The organism is Chthoniobacter flavus Ellin428 (genome assembly GCF_000173075.1).
GTDB classification, from domain to species: domain Bacteria; phylum Verrucomicrobiota; class Verrucomicrobiia; order Chthoniobacterales; family Chthoniobacteraceae; genus Chthoniobacter; species Chthoniobacter flavus.
In genome coordinates, this window is sequence record NZ_ABVL01000012.1 from 44,176 (window position 1) to 68,380 (window position 24,205).

23 protein-coding genes and 1 tRNA gene are annotated in these 24,205 nt (G+C 60.7%); 8 read left to right on the forward strand and 16 right to left on the reverse strand.

The features are described 5' to 3' along the window. Positions 1-192 precede the first annotated feature (192 nt). From CFE428DRAFT_RS18725 to CFE428DRAFT_RS18745, 6 genes are read right to left on the reverse strand one after another with little or no spacing between them, the layout of a single operon-like run. The gene (locus tag CFE428DRAFT_RS18725) at positions 193-1,971 is read right to left on the reverse strand and encodes an arylsulfatase (protein ID WP_006981188.1); all 1,779 of its coding nucleotides are present in this window, start codon (positions 1,969-1,971) and stop codon (positions 193-195) included. Positions 1,972-2,014: 43 nt separating this feature from the next. Beyond that, positions 2,015-3,244, reverse strand: coding sequence for an MFS transporter (locus tag CFE428DRAFT_RS18730; protein ID WP_006981189.1), 1,230 nt, complete (start codon positions 3,242-3,244; stop codon positions 2,015-2,017). A 39-nt stretch (positions 3,245-3,283) separates the two neighbouring features. Then, positions 3,284-3,460, reverse strand: coding sequence for a helix-turn-helix domain-containing protein (locus tag CFE428DRAFT_RS37540; protein WP_006981190.1), 177 nt, complete (start codon positions 3,458-3,460; stop codon positions 3,284-3,286). A 34-nt stretch (positions 3,461-3,494) separates the two neighbouring features. After that, complete coding sequence (locus CFE428DRAFT_RS18735; protein WP_157447572.1) at positions 3,495-4,205, reverse strand: AraC family ligand binding domain-containing protein; 711 nt, start codon at positions 4,203-4,205, stop codon at positions 3,495-3,497. Between the two features lie 52 nt (positions 4,206-4,257). Beyond that, positions 4,258-4,554, reverse strand: a complete 297-nt coding sequence (locus tag CFE428DRAFT_RS18740; protein ID WP_006981192.1) for a MoaD/ThiS family protein — start codon at positions 4,552-4,554, stop codon at positions 4,258-4,260. Further along, positions 4,551-5,666, reverse strand: coding sequence for a WD40/YVTN/BNR-like repeat-containing protein (locus tag CFE428DRAFT_RS18745; protein ID WP_006981193.1), 1,116 nt, complete (start codon positions 5,664-5,666; stop codon positions 4,551-4,553). The genes CFE428DRAFT_RS18740 and CFE428DRAFT_RS18745 overlap by 4 nt, the downstream gene beginning before the upstream one ends. Positions 5,667-6,236: 570 nt before the next feature. Between CFE428DRAFT_RS18745 and CFE428DRAFT_RS18750 the strand changes: the two genes are divergently transcribed. Beyond that, positions 6,237-7,604 (forward strand): NAD(P)/FAD-dependent oxidoreductase, encoded by a 1,368-nt coding sequence (locus tag CFE428DRAFT_RS18750; RefSeq protein ID WP_006981194.1) that lies wholly within the window; start codon positions 6,237-6,239, stop codon positions 7,602-7,604. Positions 7,605-7,695: 91 nt separating this feature from the next. Here the strand turns inward: CFE428DRAFT_RS18750 and CFE428DRAFT_RS18755 are convergent, their stop codons facing one another. Further along, positions 7,696-8,697, reverse strand: a complete 1,002-nt coding sequence (locus CFE428DRAFT_RS18755; protein ID WP_006981195.1) for an aldo/keto reductase — start codon at positions 8,695-8,697, stop codon at positions 7,696-7,698. A gap of 166 nt (positions 8,698-8,863) precedes the next feature. On the opposite strand from CFE428DRAFT_RS18755, the gene CFE428DRAFT_RS18760 reads away from it, so the two are divergent. After that, complete coding sequence (locus CFE428DRAFT_RS18760; protein ID WP_006981196.1) at positions 8,864-9,913, forward strand: lysylphosphatidylglycerol synthase transmembrane domain-containing protein; 1,050 nt, start codon at positions 8,864-8,866, stop codon at positions 9,911-9,913. Here the strand turns inward: CFE428DRAFT_RS18760 and CFE428DRAFT_RS18765 are convergent. Next, entirely contained in the window at positions 9,905-11,140 is a 1,236-nt protein-coding gene (locus tag CFE428DRAFT_RS18765) for an FAD-dependent oxidoreductase (RefSeq protein WP_006981197.1), read from the reverse strand. The genes CFE428DRAFT_RS18760 and CFE428DRAFT_RS18765 overlap by 9 nt on opposite strands. A 193-nt stretch (positions 11,141-11,333) precedes the next feature. Next, entirely contained in the window at positions 11,334-15,845 is a 4,512-nt protein-coding gene (locus tag CFE428DRAFT_RS18770; protein ID WP_006981198.1) for a beta strand repeat-containing protein, read from the reverse strand. Positions 15,846-16,192: 347 nt separating this feature from the next. Here CFE428DRAFT_RS18770 and CFE428DRAFT_RS18780 point away from each other — a divergent pair, with 347 nt between their 5' ends. Beyond that, positions 16,193-16,960 (forward strand): SDR family NAD(P)-dependent oxidoreductase, encoded by a 768-nt coding sequence (locus tag CFE428DRAFT_RS18780; RefSeq protein ID WP_042725366.1) that lies wholly within the window; start codon positions 16,193-16,195, stop codon positions 16,958-16,960. A gap of 113 nt (positions 16,961-17,073) precedes the next feature. On the opposite strand, the gene CFE428DRAFT_RS18785 is transcribed toward CFE428DRAFT_RS18780, so the two are convergent. The 3 genes from CFE428DRAFT_RS18785 to CFE428DRAFT_RS18795 all read right to left on the reverse strand — a co-directional run bounded on the left by CFE428DRAFT_RS18785 (position 17,074) and on the right by CFE428DRAFT_RS18795 (position 19,304). Next, entirely contained in the window at positions 17,074-18,420 is a 1,347-nt protein-coding gene (locus tag CFE428DRAFT_RS18785; RefSeq protein ID WP_006981200.1) for a phospholipase D-like domain-containing protein, read from the reverse strand. A 272-nt stretch (positions 18,421-18,692) separates the two neighbouring features. Continuing rightward, positions 18,693-18,995: a hypothetical protein gene (locus tag CFE428DRAFT_RS18790; RefSeq protein ID WP_006981201.1), complete on the reverse strand. Its 303-nt coding sequence runs from the start codon at positions 18,993-18,995 to the stop codon at positions 18,693-18,695. Positions 18,996-19,010: 15 nt separating this feature from the next. After that, positions 19,011-19,304, reverse strand: a complete 294-nt coding sequence (locus CFE428DRAFT_RS18795; RefSeq protein WP_006981202.1) for a hypothetical protein — start codon at positions 19,302-19,304, stop codon at positions 19,011-19,013. A 166-nt stretch (positions 19,305-19,470) separates the two neighbouring features. On the opposite strand from CFE428DRAFT_RS18795, the gene CFE428DRAFT_RS35895 reads away from it, so the two are divergent. The 5 genes from CFE428DRAFT_RS35895 (at position 19,471) to CFE428DRAFT_RS18815 (ending at position 22,031) form a co-directional block, all read left to right on the forward strand. Next, complete coding sequence (locus CFE428DRAFT_RS35895) at positions 19,471-19,644, forward strand: DUF3606 domain-containing protein (RefSeq protein ID WP_006981203.1); 174 nt, start codon at positions 19,471-19,473, stop codon at positions 19,642-19,644. 10 nt (positions 19,645-19,654) lie between these two features. Further along, positions 19,655-19,849, forward strand: a complete 195-nt coding sequence (locus tag CFE428DRAFT_RS18800) for a hypothetical protein (RefSeq protein WP_006981204.1) — start codon at positions 19,655-19,657, stop codon at positions 19,847-19,849. Positions 19,850-20,221: 372 nt separating this feature from the next. Then, positions 20,222-20,294: transfer RNA gene (locus CFE428DRAFT_RS18805), tRNA-Ile, on the forward strand. A 19-nt stretch (positions 20,295-20,313) separates the two neighbouring features. Next, positions 20,314-21,237, forward strand: a complete 924-nt coding sequence (locus tag CFE428DRAFT_RS18810) for a 2-dehydropantoate 2-reductase (RefSeq protein ID WP_006981205.1) — start codon at positions 20,314-20,316, stop codon at positions 21,235-21,237. Positions 21,238-21,242: 5 nt separating this feature from the next. Continuing rightward, entirely contained in the window at positions 21,243-22,031 is a 789-nt protein-coding gene (locus CFE428DRAFT_RS18815; RefSeq protein WP_085951231.1) for a purine-nucleoside phosphorylase, read from the forward strand. A 68-nt stretch (positions 22,032-22,099) separates the two neighbouring features. Here CFE428DRAFT_RS18815 and CFE428DRAFT_RS37545 read toward each other — a convergent pair whose 3' ends face one another. The 4 genes from CFE428DRAFT_RS37545 to CFE428DRAFT_RS18835 all read right to left on the reverse strand — a co-directional run bounded on the left by CFE428DRAFT_RS37545 (position 22,100) and on the right by CFE428DRAFT_RS18835 (position 24,094). Continuing rightward, the gene (locus CFE428DRAFT_RS37545) at positions 22,100-22,498 is read right to left on the reverse strand and encodes a hypothetical protein (protein WP_131989536.1); all 399 of its coding nucleotides are present in this window, start codon (positions 22,496-22,498) and stop codon (positions 22,100-22,102) included. A 12-nt stretch (positions 22,499-22,510) separates the two neighbouring features. After that, a complete protein-coding gene (locus CFE428DRAFT_RS18825; protein WP_006981208.1) occupies positions 22,511-23,083 on the reverse strand; it encodes an NADH-quinone oxidoreductase subunit C in 573 nt (190 codons plus the stop codon). A 3-nt stretch (positions 23,084-23,086) separates the two neighbouring features. After that, a complete protein-coding gene (nuoB, locus tag CFE428DRAFT_RS18830; RefSeq protein ID WP_006981209.1) occupies positions 23,087-23,623 on the reverse strand; it encodes an NADH-quinone oxidoreductase subunit NuoB in 537 nt (178 codons plus the stop codon). Between the two features lie 150 nt (positions 23,624-23,773). After that, entirely contained in the window at positions 23,774-24,094 is a 321-nt protein-coding gene (locus CFE428DRAFT_RS18835; RefSeq protein WP_006981210.1) for a hypothetical protein, read from the reverse strand. Positions 24,095-24,205 lie beyond the last annotated feature (111 nt).

The window sequence follows — 24,205 nt, forward strand, 5'->3', positions numbered from 1 at the left end:
GATCTCAGCTACGCCGCCAATGCCGTGTTTTTATCCCTGCGTGCTTTGCGAGAGGGAGAGTTGGTGGATGCCGATCTCCGAGCGTCATGGAAAAGTCTGCACGCCGAAGGCGTCCATCCTTGGAAAGAGTGAGGCGCTGCGCGCGAGTGGGTACCCATCGCGCTCGGAGATCGCGATCCACCCGGGTACGCACTAGTCGACGACCTTCTTTGCCGCAGAAGGCCCCGTGGGGCCAGGGGGCCGCGGAAGGACGTGCGTGCGCTGCGCCCAGGCATCCCATTTCGCGGCCATGTCTTTGACGCGCTGCGGTTCGTTGCCCGCGAGGTCGTGCAACTCCACGCGGTCGACGTCCATGTTGTAGAGCTCCCATGGGGCTCCGGAGAGGGAGACGAGCTTCCACTTGCCCTCGCGAATGGCGCGATTTCCTTCGTGTTCCCAAGCGAGGTATTCGCGCTCCAGCGGCTGATTGGCAAAGGTCGGGGTGAGGCTGATGCCCTCCGGCGGGAGAATCTTGTGACCGTCGAACTCGGCAGGATATTTGGCGCCAGAGACATCGATGCACGTGGCCATGAGATCGATGAGATGCCCCATCTGGGAGCGGTATTCGTTTTTGGCTTTCACGCCGGCCGGCCAGTGGACAATGAAGGGCGAACTGATGCCGCCTTCGTGATCGTAGTGTTTGTAGAGACGCCAGGGAGTGTTGCAGGCATTGGCCCAACCGGAGCCGTAGCTGGGCCGGGTGCCGGCGCTGCCCATGCGCGCGAGTTCGTCTCCCTGGTAGAGTTTATTTGGCAGCGCCTGCGTGCCTTGGTTGATGCCCGTGCCCGGCTGCGGATTCGGCGTGTTGGCCATTTCGAAACCGAACGGTTCCCACTCCGCGCAGGCGCCGTTGTCGCTGAGAAAGAAGATGAGCGTATTGTCGAGTTGTCCGCTGGCGCGAAGGTCGGCGACGATGCGGCCGATATTGCGATCCATGCCGGTGATCATGCCTGCGTAGACGGACATGCGTTGGGCGAGATCCGCGCGTCGCTCGGCGGGCAGGGAATCCCAGGCGGGATTTTTCCCATCCTCGGTGAGCGAACCGATGCGCTTGGCCGCGGCGGGTTTGGGAATCCGGCTGCGCGGGGTGAGCGGTGTGCCGGTCGAAAGGAGTCCGATTTCCTTTTGTTTCGCCAAACGCTGCTCGCGGATTTTGTCCCAGCCCTGGGCGTAGATCTCCGGGTAGCCGGCCATGTCTTCCGGGCGCGAGCCGATGGGGAAGTGTGCCACCTGATAGGCGACATAGAGCATCCACGGCGCCTGGGTCTTGTGCATGTCCGCGATGAAATCGATGGCGTGATCGGTGATGGCGTCGGTGGCGAAGTATTCGCCGGGCGCGTAACTGCGCTGCGGCTTGCCCGCGGGCAGACGGATCATCATGCGCGGCTCCCACGAATCGACCGCGTAGCCGCGGATAAAGCCGTAGAAATCATCGAAGCCCCGGCTGGTCGGTGGCTCGCTGTCGCCGACGTGCCATTTGCCGACCGCGGCCGTGCGATAACCGGCGGTCTTGAGCACCTGCGCGATGGTAACACAGCTGGAGTTGAGCGAGCCGCGGTAGCCGGGAAAGGCTTCTCCCTGGTCGCCCGCACCGGGAAAGCTCGCGCCACGATCCGAGGTCATGAGGCCGACGCCCGCTTGATGTGGATACAACCCCGTGAGCAACGACGCCCGTGCCGGGCAGCACCGCGCGCAGTTGTAGAATTGTGTGAAGCGCAGGCCATCCGCCGCGAGGGCATCGAGATTGGGCGTGTGAATTTCGCCGCCGTAACAACCGATATCCGCATAGCCGACGTCATCCGCGAGGATGATCAGGATGTTCGGCCTGGCGGCCGGTGCGGAATTCGCGTGACCGGTGAAGGCCAGCAAGGCGATGCCGGCGAGAAGAAACGCGAGTGAACGATGGAGGGGTAAACGAAAGAAAGCGTCCATAGGGGACGCCTTCTTTAGCACGCTTGCGCGGACGGCGACCAGATCAGTCGTTGCCGGTTTCGACGTCGGGCAGCAGGATGGTCAGCAGACCGATCAGCGGCAGATAGGCGCAGAAATGGTAAACCGTTTCGATGCCCACGGAATCCGCGACCCGCCCGAGCACCGCCGAGCCGATGCCCGCGATGCCGAAGGCCAGACCGAAGAAAAGACCGGCAATTTGGCCGACTTTTCCCGGCACCAATTCCTGCGCGTAGACCAGAATGGCGGAGAACGCGGAAGCGAGAATGAGGCCGATGGCGATGGTCAGCAGCATGGTCGCGGTCAACCCGGCGTGCGGCAGCCACAAGGTGAACGGCGCCACGCCGAGGATGGAAACCCAGATCACTTTCTTGCGTCCGATGCGATCGCCGATCGGGCCACCGATGATGGTGCCCAGCGCGACGGCGAACAAAAAGACGAACAGGTAAATCTGCGAGGCCTGCACACTCACCCCGAAACGATGGATGAGGTAGAGCGTGTAATAACTCGTCATGCTCGTGAGATAGACATACTTCGAGAAAATGAGCGCGACGAGGACCAGCAGGGCGCGGATCACCGTGGCCTTGGGGAAGGGCAGCGCGACAGCGAAGTCGGCGTGTTTCGACTTGCGCTTGGTCTCGTGCAAGCGGCGGCTCATCCACCCGCCGATCTGCCACAGCACAAGCATGCCGACGCCTGCGAGCACGGAGAACCACGCGGTGGCGCCTTGACCGTGCGGCACGATGATCGCCGCGGCGAGCAGCGGGCCCAGTGATGACCCCGCATTCCCGCCGACTTGGAACAGCGACTGCGCAAACCCGCGCTTGCCGCCGGAAGCCATGTGGGCCACCCGGGAGGCCTCCGGGTGGAAGACCGCCGATCCCATGCCGACCATTCCCGCGGAGAGGACCACCATCGGGAAGGTGTGTGAAACCGAGAGCAGCAACAATCCCAGCAGCGTGATGCCCATGCCCACGGCCAACGAATAGGGCATCGGCCGACGATCGGTGTAGCGACCGACCAGCGGTTGCAGCAGCGAGGCGGTGCATTGGAACGTCAGCGTGATGAGACCGAGCTGCGAGTAGCTCAGGCTCATGTTCTGTTTGAACAGCGGATAGAGCGACGGGATCAGCGCCTGGATGGTATCGTTGAGGAGATGGGAAAAGCTGATCGCCATCAGCACCGAAAGCGCAGTCTGTTCGGCGACACGCGCGGCCGAGGGTGCAGGCGGTTCGGCAAGAGTCGAAGTCTTCATGAAAGGTGGTGAACACCCTCCAATCGAAGACCGTTCCGCTCAACTTCCGCTAACGGTGCTTACCGGCGAATCACTGGTATTTTTCTCGGAATCGCTCCAGGAAAACCGTCGGGCTTCGCCTTCGTAGCGGCGAAAAAAGCGGGCGAAATACGAAGGGTCTTCGAAGCCGAGGGCGTAGCCAATCTCGGAGACACTGAGCTGCGAATGTGAGAGCATGCGCTTGGGCGTCCAGCAGGCGCCGGGCGACGGATCAGTTCACCGGCCGGAGTGGCCGGTTTGCTTCGTGGACGACATCGTTCAAGTGATTTGCCGTGATGCCGAGGAGACGGGCATAGGCGTTGATCGAAGTCTCTTCGCGAAAGTGCTTTTCCAGTTCCCAATGGAATTGCCGGACGATCGTCATGCCACGCGTCGCTTTGCGCTCAGGAGAAGCGCGTATGTAAAGACGGGCGAGTCGTAAGAGCGTCAGCCGCAATGTGGCGCGCAGCATTTCCTCGGCATCGGGCAGCGCGGCATCGTATTCCTGGCACAGACTTCGGAACAGCGTCGTCGTCTCCGACGCATCCTCGCGCGGGATATGCAGAAAGGGCTGGGCGTCGTCGGGAAAGAAATACGGGAGTTCCAAAAGCCGGCTCGGTGGCGGAGCTTCGTCGTCGAAGAAGGCTTGCGTGAAGGAAATGGTATATCCCTGCAGACCTTCCGCCGGCCGGACGAAATGTACCTGCCCCGGGCTGACGAAGAACGCCGCGGCGTCACGGGTGCGGTATTCCTGGAAATCGAGCATGACCGTGGCGCGTCCCTGGATCAGACAGATTTGGAAGAACTCGTGCGAGTGCGGATTCAGGCGGCGCGGGTCATTGCGCAGCGAATCCATGAACTGCATGACCAGAATGCCGCGCTGGCGCAGATGGTCCGCGCCGGCCTCGTTCATGTCGTATTCGGGAATGGATCGGCGATTCACGTCTGCGGCTACCTTATCGCGCAAGCTGCGCGCGACGGCCAGTAACATCGCATCAGCCGCCGGCCATCGCGCCGACGATCATGAATGGCTCAGCACCGCTAGTGATCGCGTCGGGGAGTGGCGTGTCCGGCGGTTCGTGCGACAGATCTTCCTTGCAGGCGAAGAAACGAACGAAAGGGCGGCGTTTCAAAGTGTCGTGGTCGCGGATGGTGCCGCGCAGAGCGGGATACCGGGCCTCGAGAGCGTCGAGCACGGAACGCACGGTGGGCGTCCCTTCGATCGCCAACTCCACCTCGCCATCCATGCGCGCGAGGGTGCGGAGATGGTAGGGGAGTACGACACGGATCATGGCAGCGTTTGCACTTCGACGGAGAGCACCGCGGGAAGATCGCGCACGATGGCCGTCCAGGTGTCGCCGTTATCCGCCGAGGCATAGACCTGGCCACCGGTGGTGCCGAAATAGATGCCGCACGGGTCCAGCGAGTCGACCGCCATCGCATCGCGCAGGACATTCACATAGCAGTTCTCCTGCGGCAGGCCTTTGGTGAGTGCCTCCCAATCATTACCACCAGTGCGGCTGCGATAGACGCGCAGTTTGCCATCCGGTGGGAAATGCTCGGAGTCGCTCTTGATCGGCACGACGTAAATCGTTTCCGGTTCGTGCGCGTGGACGTCGATGGGGAAACCGAAATCGGAGGGGAGATTGTCGCTGACCTCGGTCCACGAATCCCCGGCGTTATCCGAACGCATCACGTCCCAGTGCTTTTGCATAAACAACACGCCAGGGCGCGAACGATGCATGGCGATGCGATGCACGCAGTGGCCAACTTCGGCATCGGGATCGGGAAGTTCATACGGCGATTTCAAGCCGCGGTTGGCCGGCTTCCACGTCTGCCCGGCATCATCGGTGCGAAAGACGCCGGCCGCGGAGATGGCGACGAAAATACGATTCGCATTCGAAGGATCGAGCAGGATGGTGTGCACCGCCATGCCACCGGCGCCGGGTTGCCAGAGGTTGCCCTTGGCACTGCGCAGACCAGCGATTTCCTGCCAGCTTTTGCCTCCATCCCGGCTCTTGAAAAGTGCGGCGTCCTCGGCGCCGGCATAGACGGTGTCCGGGTCGGTGAGCGAAGGCTCGAGATGCCAGATGCGCTTGAATTCCCAGGGGTGCTGCGTGCCGTCGTACCACTGGTGGGTGCCCGGTGTGCCCTCGTAGTGGAATTGGTTGTCGACTTGTTCCCAAGTCTTGCCGCCGTCATCGGATCTCTGCACCTGCTGACCAAACCATCCGCTGGTTTGCGAGGCGTAGATGCGCTCGGGCGCGCTGGGCGAACCCTTGAGGTGATACATTTCCCAGCCGGCGAAAAGCGGGCCAGTGACTTCCCATTGCTCACGCTTGCCATCGGCGGTGAGGATGAACGCGCCCTTGCGGGTGCCGACCAGAACTCGAATGCGGCTCATAGGCTGATAGTGGTAACAGATTTTGGGGTGGATGAGGAGCGCACAATCGCACGCGCTACGTAAAGATGACGAATGGCGACGCCGATTCAGGACAACGATTTGCAACCATGTGCAGTTTGGGGCCTACGGCGCAGTAGAAAAAGGCTGGCGCCCAGCGCGGTAGAACCGCAACCAAAGGGTTAAACGCAGAGGTCACAGCGCGGCAAAGCCGCAACCAAAGGGGGAGCCACGAACATGCGAAAAGACAGGGAAGGGAAAGTGACCCGCGAATCACCCGAATGACGCGAATGATCTGCCCTCATTCGTGTTATTTGCGTGATTCGCGGGCCAAAAATTCTACGCGTCGTGCGGACATTTTCATGGTTAGTACTGCGGAGGCGCAAAGAAGAAGTGTCGAGGGGTTGGTGGAGTAAAACCGCGAATGGACGCCAATGAACGCGAATTAAGGCCGGCAACGCAGCTTTTCCATTCGCGTTTATTGGCGTCCATTCGTGGTTAAAAAATTTCCGCAAGCTGCGTAGACTTTCAGGGCTAGCACTGCGAAGACGCGCGATATAAAGGAAAGCAAGTATGCAGACCAAACGACTACCGCGCGTCTTCATTGTCGGAGGTGGATTTGCCGGACTGGCCGCCGCCAAAACATTGGCCGAGGCCCCGGTCGAAATCATGCTGGTGGACCGGCGCAATCACCACGTCTTCCAGCCGCTGCTTTACCAGGTCGCCACGGCGGCGCTCTCGCCGGCCGAAATCAGCGCGCCCATTCGGACGGTGGTGCGCGATCAGAAAAACTGCCAGGTCGCGCTCAGCGAAGCGGTCGGCGTCGATCTCGCCAAACAGCGGCTGATCTTCAAGAGCGGCCATATCCACTACGACTATCTCATCCTGGCGGCGGGAGCGACGCACGCCTACTTCGGCCACGAGGAATGGGCGGCAGTGGCGCCGGGATTGAAGAGCGTGGAAGACGCGACGGCCATGCGCCGCCGCATCCTGCTCGCCTTTGAGACCGCCGAGTACGAGGGCAACGCGGAAGCGCGTCGAGCGGCGTTGACCTTTGGCATCGTCGGTGGCGGACCCACAGGCGTGGAATTGGCAGGAGCGATCAAGGAGATCGCCGGACAAGCCATTCCGAAGGACTTCCGACATATCGACACGTCGACGACCCGGGTCATTCTTTTCCAAGGTGGCGATCGCATCCTGCCTTCATTTCCCACGAAGCTGAGCGAGAAGGCACAGCAACACCTGGAGGACCTGGGCGTGGAAGTGCGCCTCAATGCGAGGGTGACCAACGTCACCAATCACGGCGTGCACATCGGCGACGAATTCATCCCGATTCGTACCGTCTTCTGGGCCGCAGGGGTGAAGGCGAACCCGATCGGGGCAACCCTCGGCGTGCCGCTGGATACATCGGGACGGGTGATCGTCCAGCCCGATCTGACCGTGCCGGGGCATCCAGAAGTGTTTGTCGTGGGCGACATGGCGGCGGCGAAATCGGCGAATAATGGAGAGCCGGTGCCCGGGGTGGCGCAAGGCGGCATCCAGATGGGGGAGTATGCGGGTTGTGCGATCCGAAACAGGGTGGCAGGAACGTCCTCGCCGCTCACCCGGCGGCCCTTTTCCTATCATGACAAAGGCTCGCTGGCCGTGATAGGCAAAGCCAAGGCGGTGGCGCAGATCGGGGCGCTGAAGGTGAGCGGTTTCCTGGCGTGGATCCTCTGGGGCCTCGTGCACATCGCGTTTCTCATCGGCTTCCGGAATCGCGTGCAGGTCATGATCAGTTGGGTCTGGAATTGGGTGGTCAATTCTCGCGACGCCCGTCTCATCACCGGTGACGCGCAAATCCAAGTGACTCTGCCGCGTTCTTCTGACTTCGTTCCCGATTTACCGGAAACGGCGGCTGCTCCCCACGGACAACCTGCCCCGGAGAAAGTTTCGACGTGAGGAACCGGTTTCGATCCACCTACAGCCGCGGCTCAATCGGTCAGTATCGACGGACGTCACCCCAGTGCGGGATTGCGTATAACACCAAACGCTAACCGAGCCATTGTGGATTCTTCGCCGTTGCATCGAAGGTCTGGCTCGTCTTGTAACCTTCGAATTTTCCCTCTTTGGCGGCCGGCGCGGTCCGCGCCAGCAACGCTTCGAGTTGCGATTGCTCCAAGGGCTTGAACGACCGCGCCGCCTCCAGTGCCTGGGTCAGGATATTCATCGCGTCGCACCCGGTGATGACCACACTCGTGGGCAAATTCATCGCGTAATGCAGGCATTCCACCGGGTCGACCGTCTTGCTTTTCAAGATCCATCCGCTGCCGATCGGCTTCATCCCGAGGATCCCGATTTCCTGCTCCACCAACACCGGCACCGCCTTCTGCGCGAAGCTCTCGAAATGGGCATCCATGACATTGAGCGGCATCTGCACAGTGTCGAAGCGGAAGTCATGCGCCTTGGCCACCTCCAGCATGTGCAAATGGATGTCCGGGTGTTTGTGCCCGGTGAAGCCGATGTAGCGCACCTTGCCGGCTTTTTGGGCCTCCAGCATCGCTTCGATCGCTCCGCCGGGCGCGAAGATGGCCTCAGGATCGTCGTGGCGGATGATCTCATGGAATTGCATCAGGTCCACGTGGTCGGTCTGGAGACGCGACAACGATTCATCGATCTGCTTGGCCGCCCCGGCCTTGGTGCGACCGTCGATCTTCGTCATCAGAAAAGCCTTCGCCCGATACCCATCCCGGAGAGCCTTGCCCATCCGGACTTCACTGCCGCCCCCGTTGTAGTCCCAGGAGTTATCCAGAAAGTTGACGCCATTGTCCAAAGCCGTTCGCACGATGCGGATCCCTTCTTCTTCGGTCGGCTTCAAGCCGATGTGGAAGCCGCCCACGCCGATGGCGGAAACCGGTTCCTTGGTGCGGCCCAGAGTGCGGTAAGGGATACCGGAGCGGGTCTCCGCCGTGGCGACTCGCGCGCTCATTTGAGCGAGAATCGCGGCGGCGACGCTGCTTTTCAGGAAGTTACGACGGCTCAGCGGAGAGTTCATACAATGCTCTTCGCGCCCCGCCGTCCGTGAGGTCTTTTCCCAATTTCCTTGGATCGAGGGGGTATGCGTTGGCGAAAACTGGCGCCGAGTGATTGCTCAGGGCGCAACCTGATTGGATGATTCCGTGTTGAGCAACCGGGCGCGATTGACTCCACGAAATACGGGCATGCGCGACCGTGTGAAACAGCTGGGAAAATTGCTCCTGCAGGGAGCGGTCAGCGGCGCGTTGATCTTCTGGTTGGTGAGTAATCGGGATCTCCGTCAGCAGCTCGAGCCGGCGCTGGCTCATGCCGATTGGGTCTGGCTGATCGCGGCTTTCCTGGTTTACGGAGCCGTCGAGTTTCTCGGCGCCATACGGTGGCAGTTATTCCTGCGAGCATTCGGCTTTCGCCTGTCCTGGTGGGATGCGACGCGTATCCTGCTCATCGGTATTTTCTTCAACACGTTGCTGCCAGGATTGATTGCCGGTGATGCCCTTCGCGCCATGTATCTGAGCAAGCGTTTTGCCGGGAAAGCCGCGGATGCCGTGCTGGTCGTCTTTGTCGAACGGCTCTTCGGATTGATCGGCCTGATTGTGGCCGGTGCTTCGATGATCCTGTGGCGCTACCGATGGCTGCATCTTTCCGCGATTACCGGTCATCTCACCGATCTCACATTAGTTGTCGTCGGCATCGGTCTGGTGGCCGCGGTCGTCTGTCTCCTGGCTCGACAGCGGTTGTCGCCGACTCGCGCGAGAAACTACCGCTTGGGCAGCGGCGTCCTTCTTGTCGCGTTGCTGACGACGGTCGCCGCACATCTTTGCTATGCCGGGAGTTTTTACTGCAGTGGGGAAGCCTTTGCTTCCTACGGTCCTACGGCGTCGTGTCTCGATATGCTGGCGATCACGCCGATCGTGAACACTTTCACTTCGCTGCCGATCAGCTTCTCGGGCATTGGCGTCCGCGAATCGCTGCTCCAGGTTTTTCTCAATGACTTATGCGGAGTTCCCATCGGAGTGGCGGTGCTGATTGGTTCGCTGGGGTTTGTCATTCGCGCCCTCTGGGCGGTGCTGGGCTGCGTCTTCCTCGCCAGCTGCCATCGTTTGCAGTGGCGTGAATGGACGGAACAACTCCTCGGTCACCGCGAAACGCATCCGGCGCAGGCGAGCGATCACGCGGCTTTCGGCGAACTTTGCCGGCAGCGGGGCTCCGCCCGTTCCATCCGCGAGTCAACGTGACTGAATGTGCTCCGGCCGGAACCCGACACCGATGAAGCGGGCGGGCAGGCGGCGCAGGAGCGGGAAGCGATTGGCCAGCCGGATCAGCCAAGGAGGATCCAGCGGGACATCACTGGAAAAGACCTTCTGGAGGAAATGTTCGTGGATGTAGACCTGCAAACGTTGGGTGAGATGAGCCGGCCGTTCGCGGCGCTCCTGCACGGTCTGTAGGTCGTGAACCGTGACCCGATCGGCCCGCAGTTTTTCCGCGAGGAGATTCGCCGTCGCCACGGCATCCTGGATGGCGAGATTAATACCGACTCCACCGACGGGTGACATGGCATGCGCGGAATCGCCAATGCACAGCAGACCCTCGCGATACCATTGTTTCAAGTGGTCGACCTTCACGGTGAGCAGCTTCACATCGTCCCATTCCTTGATCTCGCTGACGCGGTCCCCGAGGAAGGCCGCGCAGCGAACGACTTCCCCGCGAAAGGCTTCGAGGCCCTTCTCACGACGTTCGGCCAGCGAGCCTTTGCGGATGACATAGGCGCATTGCCAGTAATCGCCGCGGCCGATCAAAACCATGAACTGGCCGGCGCCGACATGGCCGAAGAATTGCTCCGGGTCGCCCTCGCGCTTGGAGAGACGGAACCACAGCACGTCAATGGGAGCACCCGAGTCGATCACTTCGAGATTCGCCCTCTGGCGCACGGTGGAGGAACGGCCATCCGCGCCGACCACGAGCGAAGCGCGGACTTCCAGTTCCCCTTTCGGCGTCCGCGCGCATGCCCCGACGATCCGGCCGCCCTCCGTGATCAAGTCCGTTACTTCACTTTCCACGCGCAGTTGAAATTGCGGATAGCGCTTTGCCTGTTCGGAGATGAAATTCAGAAAATCCCGCTGGGGCAGAAACGCGACGAACTGGCAGCGCGTGCGCAGATGCGAAAAATCCGCCAGCGTCAGGACACGATCGCCGAAGTGTGCGCGAATCTGCCGAAGTTCGTCATGGGGCAGTTTCAGCAAGCCTTCGAGCAAGCCGAGCTCGTGCATCAATTCCAAGGTCGAGGGGTGAATCGTGTCGCCGCGGAAGTCGCGGAAGAAGTCCTTGTGTTTCTCGAGGACCACCACGTCGACCCCGGCGCGCGCCAGCAGATAGCCAAGCATAATTCCCGCGGGGCCCCCACCGGCGACGCAGCAACGGGTGGTCACTTTTTCTAATGACGAATCGGTTGTGCTCATGGTCATTGGAATCGTTTGCGGCGTCCATGTTGGCGGCGATTCTTTTGAGTGCAATGCATGGGTTGTTGTCGTCGCTTCCGGGGCGCGGAGCGGCACGAGGGAAAAGGACAACCGGCATTGGGGGCGGCCACAGGCGAGTCCCGGGGTCTCCAGGGCTTTTTTGTGCCGCGCAAAGTATTTTCGAGAACAGCGCTAATTCCTAGGCCGGGCAACGACTTTCACCGCGGCGAAAACGTCTCAACCCCAGGAGCAGTCCGGAAGACGCGAAGAGGGCGGCGAGCACGCTGGGTTCCGGGATGGTCGGCACTGCTTGCAGAGTGACGTCATCGTGGTCGCTTCCGCCGACGTAGCTGATTTGGAAATCCTGACTGAGGCCGCCGGTGGTCACGTTGAAGGTCGTTCCTTCGTTGAGCGTCTGGCCATCGGCGAAGAACCGTCCACCAGAGCTGTAGCCGGTGACGGGACTGTTTCCATCGATCAGCGTAAATAGCGTGCCGTCGACTGGATCGGCAATGAGATTGAGCGCGAGGGTGATCGTGCCCGCCAGCGAGGCAGCCCCGGTGAGGCTGATCGTATTCGATGTCAGGGAACCGACTTCGAGACTCAGCGTGGAATTATCGTTCAGCGACAGTGTGGTGGCGCGGATCGCTCCCGCCCCGCCGAGTTGCAAGGTTGCGCCGCCGGCGACTGACACCGCCTGGGTTCCCGCAGTGGCAGGCGCAATCGTCCCGGTGACGTCCAGGGTGCCGGCGCTCACGGTGGTGTTGCCGCTGTAAGTATTCTGCCCGCCGAGGAGGAGTGTGCCGCTGCCCACCTTGGTCAGCGAGCCGATGTTCGCCGCTGTCACCGCGGTGCCGTCGGAGTTCACCGTGCGATCAGCCACCGTGCCGTTCACGGTGAAGGTCTGGCCCGCGGACACATCGATGCTCCCCGTATTCGCGCCGCCGGTGGTGGCGCCAATGCCGATGTTGCGGTTGCTATTCAAGGTGAAGCTGTTTGCGACTCGCAGTGTTCCCTGCTGGGCGATGATCACGGAATCCGTCATGGGAGTGCTGGGCGCCGCGCCCAGATTGGCATCCTGGTGGATGATCACGGTGCCTTGAGCGGTGATGGTGCGGCCGGTGTAAGTATTGAGGCCGGTCAGGTCGAGTGTCCCTGCGCCATTCAGGGTGATTCCCGCCAGCACGGTCTGTCCGGAGTCGTTGCCGGAAATGACCCCGCTGATGATCGTCGTCCCTGAACCGGCCAGGGTAAGCTGGCGCGAGACGGTCGTGACTCCGCTGGAAAGAAAAACGTTGTTGGCGAGAGTCAGCGCGTTTCCCGCAGCAAGGTTATTGCTCAACACGAAGTTGGTCGCATTGACGGTCGCCGAGCCATTGATCGTCAACCCGAAGCTACCGCTGACGAAGCTCGGGCTGGAGAGGCTGAAGCTATTGCTCAGGGCGCGAGACGCTCCGAGGGGTTGGAGGGTGCCACCGGCAAGCGTGACCAGGCCGGAACCCAAGGCACTATCGCTGCCGAGTTGGAGCGCGCCCGCCTGGAGGCTCGTCCCGCCGGTGAAATTATTCGTGCCGGAGAGAAGCAGTGTGCCAGTTCCCGCTTTCGTCAGGAGACCGCTGCCGGAGATATTGCCGGAGGCCGTCAAAATGGCGCCGGTGTTGACGTTGAACGTGCCGCCGCCCGCATCGAGCATGACATTGCGACGATTCGCGCCGGCGTTATCGAGAGCGAACGTGGCCGTCGCCAGCAGCGTGCCACCGTCCATATTCAGCGTCGCTCCGCTACCCGCGGCGCCTAGTGCGGCATTGCTGCCGACGCTGAGCGTTCCGCCGTTGAGATAAGTCTGGCCGGTGTAAGTATTCGTGCCGGTCAGTGTCACCAAGCCGCCGCCGGCGATAGTCAATCCCGTGGCCCCGCCGTTGTCGGCGATGGTGGAGGAGATCGTCAGACCATTGGCCGTGTTGTATTGCAGCAGCAACAGGTCACCGCTGGCGGAACCGGTCAATGTTCCCCCGGAGATCGCGGAGAGATTATTCCCCACGTTGCCGTTCACGAGGACCATGCCGCTGTCGATCGTCTGGGTGCCGGTGAGCGAAGCGGTGAATGCACCGGCGGCGCCGAAACGCAGGCTGTTGATGGCCGTGCCCGCGGTGGTCGCGACATTGCCGGTGACATCCATGTTTTTCCCCGCGCTCCAGGTGGAGGTGCCGGTGGCGACGTAATTCGCCGCCGTCAGCGCTCCCGCTTGCGCGGCGACAAAATCCGTCCCATTCAACGTCGCGCCGACGAGGAGCGCGTCCGAACCGGCGCCGGAAACACTGCTGCCGCCGGCCGCGGTGGGCGCATTCGCAAAGCCCGCCGTGTAACCGCTGGCGGAAGCGAAATTCACCGAGCCACCGACGCCGCGCGTGTAGCCGGCGCCACCCGCTGTCCCCGTCAAGGTGAGGCTCAGCGTGCCCTTCGGCGTATTCATGGTGGTGACCGTATTCGCGCCCTGCTGGACTGCGAGCGACGCGAGAGTCTGGCTCGACGACACGCTGCCGAAAGCTTGCGTGAACGTGCCCGAGCCGAGGCTGCCGCCCAGGGTCAAGGTAGCGAGTGGATTGATGCGATCGATCAAGCCGTCGTTGGAGGTCGGAGCCGGGCTGCCATCCTGCAAAGTGCCGCCGCCGTTCACGACCAGCGCGGTGGTGCCCGAAAGCTTGCCTTGGGTGGAGTCGCCGGTCACGGCCAGCAATCCGCTCTGGACGATCGTCGCGCCGGTGTAGCTGTTGTTTCCCAGCAACGAGAGCTGGCCGGAACCTTGTTTCACCAAATTGCCGCCGTTGCCGACGACGGCGAGATACATATTCGTCTGGCCGTTGATGATATTGAAATTGCGGGAGGCGGAGCCGATGGACAGTTGCGCCACCGCTCCGGAAGGGACGGTGCCGGAGATGGTAAAGTTGCTCCCTCCTGACGCGGTGAGGTCGCCATTCAGGACGATTTGCGAGCCGGCATTGCCGGAGGTGGCCGCATTGGTCTGGACTGTCTGACCGCTCAGGCTCAGACCGCCCGCCCCGATCGTCAGCGTCGTGAGAGTGGTCGAGCTCCCGCCGATCAGAATTCCACCGCCGGTCACGGTGATGCCATTGCTGCTTACCGTTCCGCCGCTATTGACGACAAAGTCCCCGCCGGCTCCGCCGGTGATGGAGGTATTGCCAAGGATGGTGGTGATGCCGGCGTTGCTATTGAATACACCGCTGCTGAGTTGCAGCGAACCGATGGTGGTGGCGCCGGTCCCACCGGAATAGGTGCCGCCGCTGATCAGCAGGGAGGCGAACGACTCGGAGAAGCCGCTACCGTTATAGCTTCCCCCGGCGATGGTCATATTCGACGTATCGGCGATCTGGTTGCTGGCCCCGAGGAGGAGTGAGCCGCCGTTAATGACCACATCTCCCGCAATGGCATTGACGCCCGCGGCCTTTTCCAGCGTCAGCGTCCCGGCATTCACGATGACCACACCGGAATAAGTATTGGGCACCGTATTGTTCGAAGTTCCGCCGAAGGTGAGGGCGCCGGCTCCGCTCTTGATGAGGCTTCCCCCGGAGCCGGTGATCGCGACGTTGATGAACGTCGTCCCGCCGGTGATATTCAACGTCCGCGTCGCCGTGCCGATGGCGAGCGAGTTGAGTCCGGTCCCGGGTGCGCCGTTGGGGACGATTTTGTTGGCCCCGGAGGCCGTGAGATCTCCGTTCAACACGATCTGGGTATTTCCCGGACCGGTATTGAGGGTGATCGACTCGCCGCTCATCGTCAGGCCGCCGCTGCCCACGACGAGCTGCGTATTGAGATTGCCTCCGATCAGAATGGTCGGCGTGGCGCCGGTCATCGTGATCTTTGCCGCGTTGAGCGTTGCCCCGCTGTTCACTGTGAGCGCCCCGCTGCCGCTGAGCGTCATGGCGCCGGTAATGTTTACGGTGCTGGTTTGGGTGCCGCTATTGCCGGTGATGAAGGTGCCGGCGGAGACATTCAGATTCTGAAAGGTCTCATTGTGGCCGGCGAAGGTCACCGCGCCACCGGCGACAGTGATCGTCGAGGTATCGGCGATCTGGTTATCCGCCGCGAGCGTGAGCGTGCCGCCGGTGTTGACCAGGATGTCACCCGTCACGGCGGTGACACCCGCGGTCTTGCTGAGGGTCAAGGTGCCTCCCGAAACGGTGGTCAGGCCGCTGTAGGTATTCGCGCTCGATCCGCCGAGGATCAAGGTGCCCGTACCGGTTTGCGTGAGGCCCGCACTGCCCGCCACGATGGAATTGATCGTCGCCGATACGCCCGCGGTCGCCGCGAGATTTACCGCGATGTTGCCGGTGGTGATCGTCAGCGTATTGCCGGTGATCGTGTAGTTGCCGCTGCCGGTGGTGTTGAAAGTCAGGGAGTTCGCAGTGATCGCGCTACCGAGGGCGACCGTGCCCGCCGCACCCGAACCCGCGCCGAAAACGGCATCGTTACCATCCGCCCAGGTTTGATTCTGCAAGGTGTTCGTGGAGTCGAACCAATTGCCTCCCCCGGTCTGCCAGGTTCCCGGCCCGTCCTGGGCCCCAGCGGTCGTGTTGTCGGTATCCCAGATGTAGGTCGCCGCTCCAGCGCTCAACCGAAAGGCGATCAACAGCGACGACGTGAGAAGCGAAGGAAGGATGACGCGATAGAGGAGGCGTTTTTTCGAGGGCACAATTTGGGGATTAGGGGATGGGGGCACTTACCTTTACGCATTCAGGGATGCTCTGCAGGAGAACCTTGCCCGATCTTCCTGTGGAGGATTACGTGACAAAATTGGATTCGGCCCCGCGATTCGCAGACGCGATTTCAAGGTTTTGGGCCCTTGCCCGGAGCCTCGCCATAGTAGCCGGCTCACGGATGTTGCCCGTGAACCTCTTACCACAGCGTTCCGGCGAGGCGCGTTATCGTATCGCGCTCGTGAATGACATCGCGTAAAACGTCCGCAGAACGCCGCGGCGAAATTCAGATCTTCGGCACCACCATTCTCTAAAATTCTTGTCTATGAACGATTCTCCATCTCTGAAGCTGGCGGGAAAAGTGGCCTTGGTGACTGGTAGCGGGCAGGGGATTGGGCAGGCGATTGCCATTCGTCTCGCGCAGGAGGGGGCCGATATTGTGGTCGACGACCGCGTCATCGGGGAAAGCGCCCAGGAGACGATTGCTGCGATCCACGAGCTTGGACGGCGCGCGGTGGCCGTGCAAGGCGATCTGAGCAATCCGGCCGACGACCGCCGGGTCATCTCCGAGGCGGTCGCGCAGTTGGGGAAGATCGACATTCTCGTGAACAACGCGGGGGTCGAAAAGCGCGCGGATTTCTGGGATGTGACGGAGCAGGATTTCGACTTCGTGGTGAACATCAACCTGCGCGGGACGTTTTTCATCACGCAGGACTTCGTCAACCATCTCCGGGCGACCAACCGGCCGGGACGGATCATCAATATCAGTTCGGTCCATGAGGAATTGCCCTTTCCCCATTTCTCCAGCTATTGCGCGAGCAAAGGCGCGCTGAAGATGCTCTGCCGGAATCTGGCCATCGAACTCGCGCCTCTCGGCATCACGATTAACAACATCGCGCCGGGAGCCATCGAGACGCCGATCAATAAGGCCCTGCTGAACAATCCGGATTTGCTCAAGATGCTCCTCGGTAAAATCCCGTTGGGCCGGCTCGGCACGCCCGGCGATGTCGCCGGCCTCGCGGCTTTCCTCGCCTCGGATGACGCGGCCTATATCACTGCATCGACCTTCTTCGTGGATGGCGGGTTGCTGTGGAATTACCACGAGCAGTGAGGCACGCGAGAGCCTCTTCACGGAATACAAAGCGCTTTGGCCCTGGTATACGGTAAGCGAAATGGAGTCGTTAGCGGACACGACACCGCTGTTTTGCGCTGAAATCCCGGCGACTAGAATAGTGGCGCCAGGGGAGAGACGGCCCATTCAGAAATATGTTCTGATATCGGCCGTCGCCTGAATTGTTCCAGCGTATAGGGGTCGGCTCTCGCCAGATCCTTCATGAAGATACCGTCCATCTCTGCACCGAAGCCCCGATCATACACCGTGATATCGAGCTCTTCGTTGATCTGCGCCGAGCGGGAATCGAAATTTGAAGACCCAAGGACAGAGAAAAGGCCATCGACCACAATCGATTTCGTATGAATCATCGTGGGAGCGTATTCGTAAATCTTGACGCCTCCTGCCAGTAGCTCTCCGTAGGCGGGTCTGCCGGCGGCTTTGGTGGCCGGCTGGTCGTCATGCTTTCCCGGGATCAAAATCCGCACGTCGACGCCGCGCTTTACCGCTTCGACCAAAAGCTTCACTTGGTTATGGCTGGGTGTGCAGTAGGAATTCGTGATGTAGATGGATTTTTCCGCGGAGGCAAAAGCCACCGCCTGCACCAAGGAAACGGGGGAGACGGAAAATGAGTGAGAGGCGATGAGTTGGGCGGAAAGTTTGCCCGCAGGGGGCAAGGGAGGAAACTGGGATGCGCCGCTGATCGTCTCGCCCGTGGCGCGAATCCAGTGCTGCTGAAAGGCCCCCTGCAATTTTGCCACGATGGGCCCCCCCAGCTTCATCTGAATGTCCCGCCAGTGGTTTGGCGCATCCGCATTTCCCTCCCAGGAATCCGCGAACCCGACGCTGCCGGTGAAACCAGTCTTGCCGTCCACGATCATGATTCGGCGGTGAGTGCGTCTGTTCAGTTTATCGACCCGCCAGGAGTGGGTGGGATGATAGTAGGCGAAGGTGCAGCCAGCGGACTTAAACGTCTTTTCGTCCGCATCGGAAAAATTCTTACCGGAACCGATCCCGTCCAGGAGCACTCGCACTCGCACGCCGGCGCGCGCGCGCTCACACAACGCGTCACGAAATTCAGCCCCTACATGATCTGAATAGAAGAGGAACGCTTCAAAATTGATGCTGGATTGAGCCTGATGAATGGCCTCCAGCATGGCGGGGAAAATCTCATCGCCATTATGGAGAAGCTGGATGGCGTTTCCTTCGAGTGGCGGTGGGTCGGCCAAAGCGTGAGCCGAGGCAAAAAATGAGGGATCGCGCGTCGAAAAGTCGTGCTCCCAGCGGTAGTCGACGACCGCTCGTTTGAGGAACGCGATGCCGAATCCGGCAACTAAAATGAAGACCAGTAAAACGCTGACGACGACGATCCCGAGAATTCTCCACCCCGTGAGTTTGTGGACCTTATGTTTGATCACAATGGCGTCCCGGCTGTTTGGGCCTGTTTCTGGGTGAGCCATGCGGCGGTCATTCTAAACGGAAATCGTTCAAGCTGCCCCGCCGGACGCATCGGGCGTGCGCCGGCATCACGTAGGAGGGGAGCTTGAGAATGACGGAGGTGGTAAACACCGCTTTGGAGATGATCCCAAAGAGAGAGTCACTGCCGCATTAAAAAACGATGTTCGTCATGGCACCTCTCAATATCCGCAGGTGCGAAACTTGATTGCCATGCCCCAAGCGAAAACCACTCTTTCAAGAGAAGAACGCCGGGCGAAGCGCGAAGCGCGGCGGGCTAAAGAACGTCGATGCTGCGCACCACAATGAGCACTGATTCCTGACTCAAGGCGCGTTCCAGTTTCGCCTTCAATTTTCCCCAATCAAAACGGGTCCGCTCATCATCAATCACGCGAAGAATGGTAACCTCGTCGCGAAACGTGGCCCTGCCGACCCGCCATACACCTTCACTCCGCTGGCGAAGATGGGTGTAACCACCAAATGCTTTCGTCAACTCGGCCTTCGTCTCGGAAATGATGTGTTCGTCCACTGGCTGGCCGGCATTATCCGTCGTCGGTAGATAGATTTCGTATTCCCGCATGGGAACGAATCCCTGTCAGGCTGTCTCGCCATGCTCGTGGCCGCAGTCACACGCCTGGCCATCGGTGAGGCACCTGGTGAGGCACGCGCTGAAGCCGCGACGACTGCGGCAAGCCGCGACGCACCGGATGCGACGCGACCACAACGCAACGGCTTTTTCCGGATCGCTGCGCAGCTCTTCCGCTAGCTTCGCGACATCGTACGTTTCGTTATAAACAGTTAACCCATTTACTTCGACCGAGTATTTGATCACGACTTTAAGGTCTTCGTTCAAAGGCTCGGTGGCGGTGAAAAGGCCGACGTCAGGCATAGGTGGAAGATTTTAAAAGTGGGATGGATGAAGTAAAATAGTTGGTCCCGGCAACTCATGATCGGCTCGTGATTGCTTTCCAGCTTCAGGCCGGTCCCCTAGAAAACGGTCGTCACTACATCGGCCCGGCAAATCCGTCGCGACAGGCAGCCGCGAATCGCAGGATATGGCTGATGACAAATCCAAAGCGGGCGGTCCCGACCGGGATCGCATTAACGTGCACGAAGATTACGAGCTTCGCGACTGGTCTCAAAAATTCGGCGTAACCCCGGAAAAACTCAAAGAGGTGGTGAAAAAGGTGGGGCCGATGGTTACGGACGTGGAAAAGGCATTAAAGTAGTTTCCGGTCCGTGAAACGCGTCGAATTTTCAATTCGCGGCGAAAATGGAGCGGCTTTAAGCGAGCCGCAATTTGTCGAGGACTGTTCGGAATTGCCGCTCGCGATCATGCGGGCAGTCGACGACTACCTGGAAGCGCAGGGCGGTAAAATGGAACTGCCGATCGTGATCCGCATTTTTCCAAGTTGCGGGGGGCCGACCTGCTAAAAAGCAACATGCCGATAGCGGCTCCCAGGCCGGCTTGAGCCGCTTTGGCAGAGAAAAGCCGTTGAGCAACTATTCGTAATTTTTAGCGATCGCTTCGGTTGCCATTTCGTTCACCGGTCCAGAGCCGTCGCGCCCAAGGGGGCATCTGCAAATCGCCTGCCAAAGGCTGATGTGTGCAGAGTTCGCCATGATTCCTTGCCGTCGCGAAAAAAGCGGGCGTAGTATGCCCACTCTGATGCCCGAAGAGATTGTTCATGTTCGTTTCTGCCGACCGTTTCTCCGTTTTGCACTCGCTCATGCCTTGAGCGTAGAACGGGAGCGTAAACCGGCAGGCGATTTTGGAACTGGCGAAACTGCTTTTTCTCTGTGAACGGGCCTGTAGCTCAACGGTTAGAGCAGGGGACTCATAATCCCTTGGTTCAGGGTTCGAATCCCTGCGGGCCCACTTTGCCGTTGGCGCTGCCATGAGCGCCGCGCCGAAGACCATCGCGATCGTGGGTTCGGGCGCGCTGGGAAGTTACTACGGGGCGAAGCTGGCCCGGCAGGGCGCGGACGTGCGATTTTTGATGCGGGCGGATTTGGAGGCGGTGCGGCGGGATGGGCTGAAGGTGCGCGAGAAGGGCGAGGAGTGGCATGTGCAGGGACAGGCTTTTGGATCGGTGGCGGAGATCGGGCCGGTGGATCTGGTGGTGATCGGGTTGAAGACGACGGCGAATGCGGATTTGGAGCGATTGATTCCGCCGCTGCTGCATGAGAAGACGCTGCTCCTCACGCTGCAAAATGGGCTGGGGAATGAAGAGATACTGGCGCAGCGTTGGGGCGCGGAACGCGTGCTCGGCGGGCTGTGTTTTGTCTGCCTGAATCGCGTGGCGCCGGGAGTGATCGAGCATTATGGGCACGGGACGCTTTCGCTGGGAGAATTTGGGCGTGCACCGATGGAGCGGACGCAGGCGATCGGCGCGATGTTCTCCAACGCCGGTGTGGAGACGCAGGTGGTGGAAAACCTCATCACGGAGCGCTGGCGGAAGCTGGTCTGGAATATTCCGTTCAACGGGCTTTCCATCGCCACGGGCGGGCGCACTTGCGATCAGTTGCTGGCGGATGAGGGGGTGAACGCGCAAGTGCGGGCGCTGATGCTGGAAACAATTGCTGCTGCGGGAGCGCTCGGGCACGCCATCCCGCAGAATTTCGCGGACTACCAAATCGAGCGGACGTATTCGATGGGAGCGTACAAGCCTTCGAGCATGATCGACTGGCAGCTCGGTCGTGCGGTGGAAGTGGAATCGATCTGGGGTGAACCGTGGCGGCAGGGAAATGCGGCGGGAGTAGCGTTGCCGCGTTTGGAATTGCTTTACCGGCTTCTGCAACAGCTCACGCAACGGTCATGAGTGGGATGGCGCTGACTCTCAGCGTGGAAGTGTTGCCCAAGGCGGTGCGCGATTTTCAACCGGAATGGGGCATCGTGCTCGGCTCGGGCCTCGGTTCGCTGGTGGAGGAAGTGGACGCCATCCTGAGCCTGCCGTACGAGGAGATAACGGGCATGCCGGTGTCGACCGCGCCGGGGCATGCGGGGCGTTTTGTGTTTGGCCGCCTCGCAGGATGTCGGGTGATGATGGCGCAGGGGCGTGTGCATCTCTATGAGGGGCGCACGGCGGATGAAGTGACGGCGGCGGTGCGCTTCATGGAGAACATCGGTGTGCGGAGGCTGTTGCTCACCAATGCGGCCGGGACGTTGAATCCGAAGTTTGAGCCGGGTTCATGGATGATGCTGAACGATCACCTCAATCTCACCGGCACGTCGCCTTTGCTCGGGGCGCCGAACTTTGCCGACATGAGCGCGGTCTATTCCCCTGAGTTGCGAGTGCGTTTCGCGACGGCGGCGGGCGAGGAGGGGCTCGTGTTGCACGAGGGTGTGTATGCCGGGTTACTCGGCCCGCAATATGAGACTCCCGCGGAGGTGCGAATGCTGCGTATGTTGGGGGCGGATGCCGTCGGTATGTCGACGGTGCTCGAGGCCATCCAGGCGCGCGCGTTGAAGATGGAAATAGCGGCGTTTTCCTGCCTCACCAATTGGGCGGCGGGCCTTGGGACCAAACCGCTCAGTCACGAGGAAGTGATCGAAACGGGACGCGTAGCGTCCGCGCAGATGCTGCGGATTTTGACGCGCGGGCTTGCGGGTTAATGCCGAGAGCAGTGCTGTGGGTGGAGTTGGCAGTTCGGACGCGGGCCAGCTCTTCTGTTTGGAACAAGCTAGTTATCGCCGCGCAAGCACTCGACCAGGAGTCGCAATTTGTAACCCTCCAGCATCTCCGCAAGTTTCTCGCGTTCTTCTTTGGGGAGCCACGCATTCGTATGGCGAAGATCGCGAAGAATATCAGCCATTTGCTGCTCCTCTTCGTCACTGGTAATTCGCCAATCGCCGAGCTCCCAAGTGACTATTTCATGCAGCAGATCGCCGGGAACGTGAGCTCCATGGCTCATCAACGAGCGAAAAATCGCCAGACTTGGCAAAAGTGCAGCATGGCCGATCAGCGGCAAAGTACCCCAAGTCGCATCCGGTGATGCTCCAGCGCGCAGGTGCGCCTCCACCTCAACTTCATTCCCGGCGAGAACAGCCAGGGTCAGTGGGGTGGCCACCTCCGGCGCCATGCACTGAGAGCGTTAAACGATCTCGCGGGAGCGCGGCTCGCGGTCCTTGGTCGTCTCGGTTGAGGGGACGGTGACGAACGGGCCACCGGCGAGCGGGGCGGGCTTGGAGAAAGCGACGTCGGGCATTTCGCTGGGACGGCCGGCGAGCGGGAAATCCTTGCGCAGGGGGTAAAAGGGATAACCTTCCCACATGAGGATGCGCTTGAGCTCCGGATGGCCGGCGAACTGGATGCCGTACATGTCGTAGGCTTCGCGCTCGTGCCAGTCGGCGGTGGCCCAGAGGTCGCTCACCGTGGGGACTTCGAGTTCGTCTTCGGAGACGGAAATCTTCAGGCGCAGATAAAGGCCGTCGGCGAAATGGTAGAGCTCGTAAACGACCTCGAAGCGCGGTTCTTCGCCGAAATTATCGACGCCGCTGAGATCGACCAGGTAGGTGAAACCGAGTTGCTCCTTGCAAAAGCGGGCGAGTTCCTTGATCTCGGCGCGCTCCACTTGAAGCGTGGTTTCGCCGCGGAATTCGGTTTTCTTGAGGACCTTGAACTTGCCGGAGATGGCCGAGACGGCGGTGGAAAGCGAGGCAGCCATGAATTAGTTGGCGGAGTCGGAAAGGGAAGCGATGAGCTCGCGCTTTTGCTCACGGAGCGCGGGTTCGGTTTCGATCTTGCGCTGGAGTTTCATGAGACCCTCGAGCAGCGCTTCAGGACGGGGCGGGCAGCCGCTGATGTAGACGTCCACGGGGATGAGTTGATCGATGCCCTGGAGCACGGCGTAGCTGCGATACATGCCGCCGCTGGAGGCGCAGGCACCCATGGCGATGCACCATTTCGGTTCGGGCATTTGGTCCCAGATTCGCTTCACGGCCAGCGCCATTTTGTAGGTGACGGTGCCGGCGACGATCATCACGTCGCTCTGGCGGGGCGAGAAGCGCATGACTTCGGCGCCGAAGCGGGCGATGTCGAAGCGCGACGCACCGGCGGCCATCAGTTCGATGGCGCAGCAAGCGAGGCCCATGGGCATGGGCCAAAGCGAGTTTTTACGCATCCAGTTCATGGCTGCGTCAAGCTGGGTGATGATCACGTTCCCTTCGATCTTCGAATCGTAAGCGACCGGGCTGGTCTCAGGCATATGGGAAGTCTAAAGGTGGGGACAGAGCGGGCAAGCGGAATTTGTGAAAGATTTCACAAGGGGCGGCGGAAAGTTGAGAGTTGAGAGTTGAAAGTTGAGAGCCGCGTCCAGTTTGCGGAAGCGTCAGGAGACAGGGGCCCGCTCTCTCAATTAAACCTCGGCGTCGGTTTCCTCGGACAATCTCGGGAAACGCCTCCAGTGGCGTAGACGAGCGAACCAACCGGCCTTTTCGAGATTGGGATCGTCGGGGCTCAGGTAGTGGTGCTTGTGCGTCCGGGTGGTGACGAGGAGGCGGCCGTCGCGCAGGACTTTTTCGACCGTCCAGAATTTGTCGATGAAGTAGATGTAGGTGTCGCCCTGCGACGCTGGGTGGACGTCGTAAGCGTGCGGGCTTGGATGCGTGGAGACCTTTTGCTTGCGATAGACGATGCGGTCGCCGGGGTGGACGGGGGCATTGGCTAGGGCTCGCATGGGAGGCAGGAATTCGTGCGCTAAAAGCAGCGCCAAAAAGACAGGAGTACCTACCACAACAATAAGAAGAAGCAACTCAACCACGCGAGTACATTAGCAGATGTTTTATGC

Bases quoted from the DNA above. Each gene is read 5' to 3' on its own strand.
- CFE428DRAFT_RS18725 (WP_006981188.1), bottom strand. From the start codon at position 1,971: ATGGACGCTTTCTTTCGTTTACCCCTCCATCGTTCACTCGCGTTTCTT.
- CFE428DRAFT_RS18730 (WP_006981189.1), bottom strand. From the start codon at position 3,244: ATGAAGACTTCGACTCTTGCCGAACCGCCTGCACCCTCGGCCGCGCGT.
- CFE428DRAFT_RS37540 (WP_006981190.1), bottom strand. From the start codon at position 3,460: ATGCTCTCACATTCGCAGCTCAGTGTCTCCGAGATTGGCTACGCCCTC.
- CFE428DRAFT_RS18740 (WP_006981192.1), bottom strand. From the start codon at position 4,554: ATGATCCGTGTCGTACTCCCCTACCATCTCCGCACCCTCGCGCGCATG.
- CFE428DRAFT_RS18745 (WP_006981193.1), bottom strand. From the start codon at position 5,666: ATGAGCCGCATTCGAGTTCTGGTCGGCACCCGCAAGGGCGCGTTCATC.
- CFE428DRAFT_RS18750 (WP_006981194.1), top strand. From the start codon at position 6,237: ATGCAGACCAAACGACTACCGCGCGTCTTCATTGTCGGAGGTGGATTT.
- CFE428DRAFT_RS18755 (WP_006981195.1), bottom strand. From the start codon at position 8,697: ATGAACTCTCCGCTGAGCCGTCGTAACTTCCTGAAAAGCAGCGTCGCC.
- CFE428DRAFT_RS18760 (WP_006981196.1), top strand. From the start codon at position 8,864: ATGCGCGACCGTGTGAAACAGCTGGGAAAATTGCTCCTGCAGGGAGCG.
- CFE428DRAFT_RS18765 (WP_006981197.1), bottom strand. From the start codon at position 11,140: ATGACCATGAGCACAACCGATTCGTCATTAGAAAAAGTGACCACCCGT.
- CFE428DRAFT_RS18785 (WP_006981200.1), bottom strand. From the start codon at position 18,420: ATGGCTCACCCAGAAACAGGCCCAAACAGCCGGGACGCCATTGTGATC.
- CFE428DRAFT_RS18790 (WP_006981201.1), bottom strand. From the start codon at position 18,995: ATGCGGGAATACGAAATCTATCTACCGACGACGGATAATGCCGGCCAG.
- CFE428DRAFT_RS18795 (WP_006981202.1), bottom strand. From the start codon at position 19,304: ATGCCTGACGTCGGCCTTTTCACCGCCACCGAGCCTTTGAACGAAGAC.
- CFE428DRAFT_RS35895 (WP_006981203.1), top strand. From the start codon at position 19,471: ATGGCTGATGACAAATCCAAAGCGGGCGGTCCCGACCGGGATCGCATT.
- CFE428DRAFT_RS18810 (WP_006981205.1), top strand. From the start codon at position 20,314: ATGAGCGCCGCGCCGAAGACCATCGCGATCGTGGGTTCGGGCGCGCTG.
- CFE428DRAFT_RS18815 (WP_085951231.1), top strand. From the start codon at position 21,243: ATGGCGCTGACTCTCAGCGTGGAAGTGTTGCCCAAGGCGGTGCGCGAT.
- CFE428DRAFT_RS37545 (WP_131989536.1), bottom strand. From the start codon at position 22,498: ATGGCGCCGGAGGTGGCCACCCCACTGACCCTGGCTGTTCTCGCCGGG.
- CFE428DRAFT_RS18825 (WP_006981208.1), bottom strand. From the start codon at position 23,083: ATGGCTGCCTCGCTTTCCACCGCCGTCTCGGCCATCTCCGGCAAGTTC.
- nuoB (WP_006981209.1), bottom strand. From the start codon at position 23,623: ATGCCTGAGACCAGCCCGGTCGCTTACGATTCGAAGATCGAAGGGAAC.
- CFE428DRAFT_RS18835 (WP_006981210.1), bottom strand. From the start codon at position 24,094: ATGCGAGCCCTAGCCAATGCCCCCGTCCACCCCGGCGACCGCATCGTC.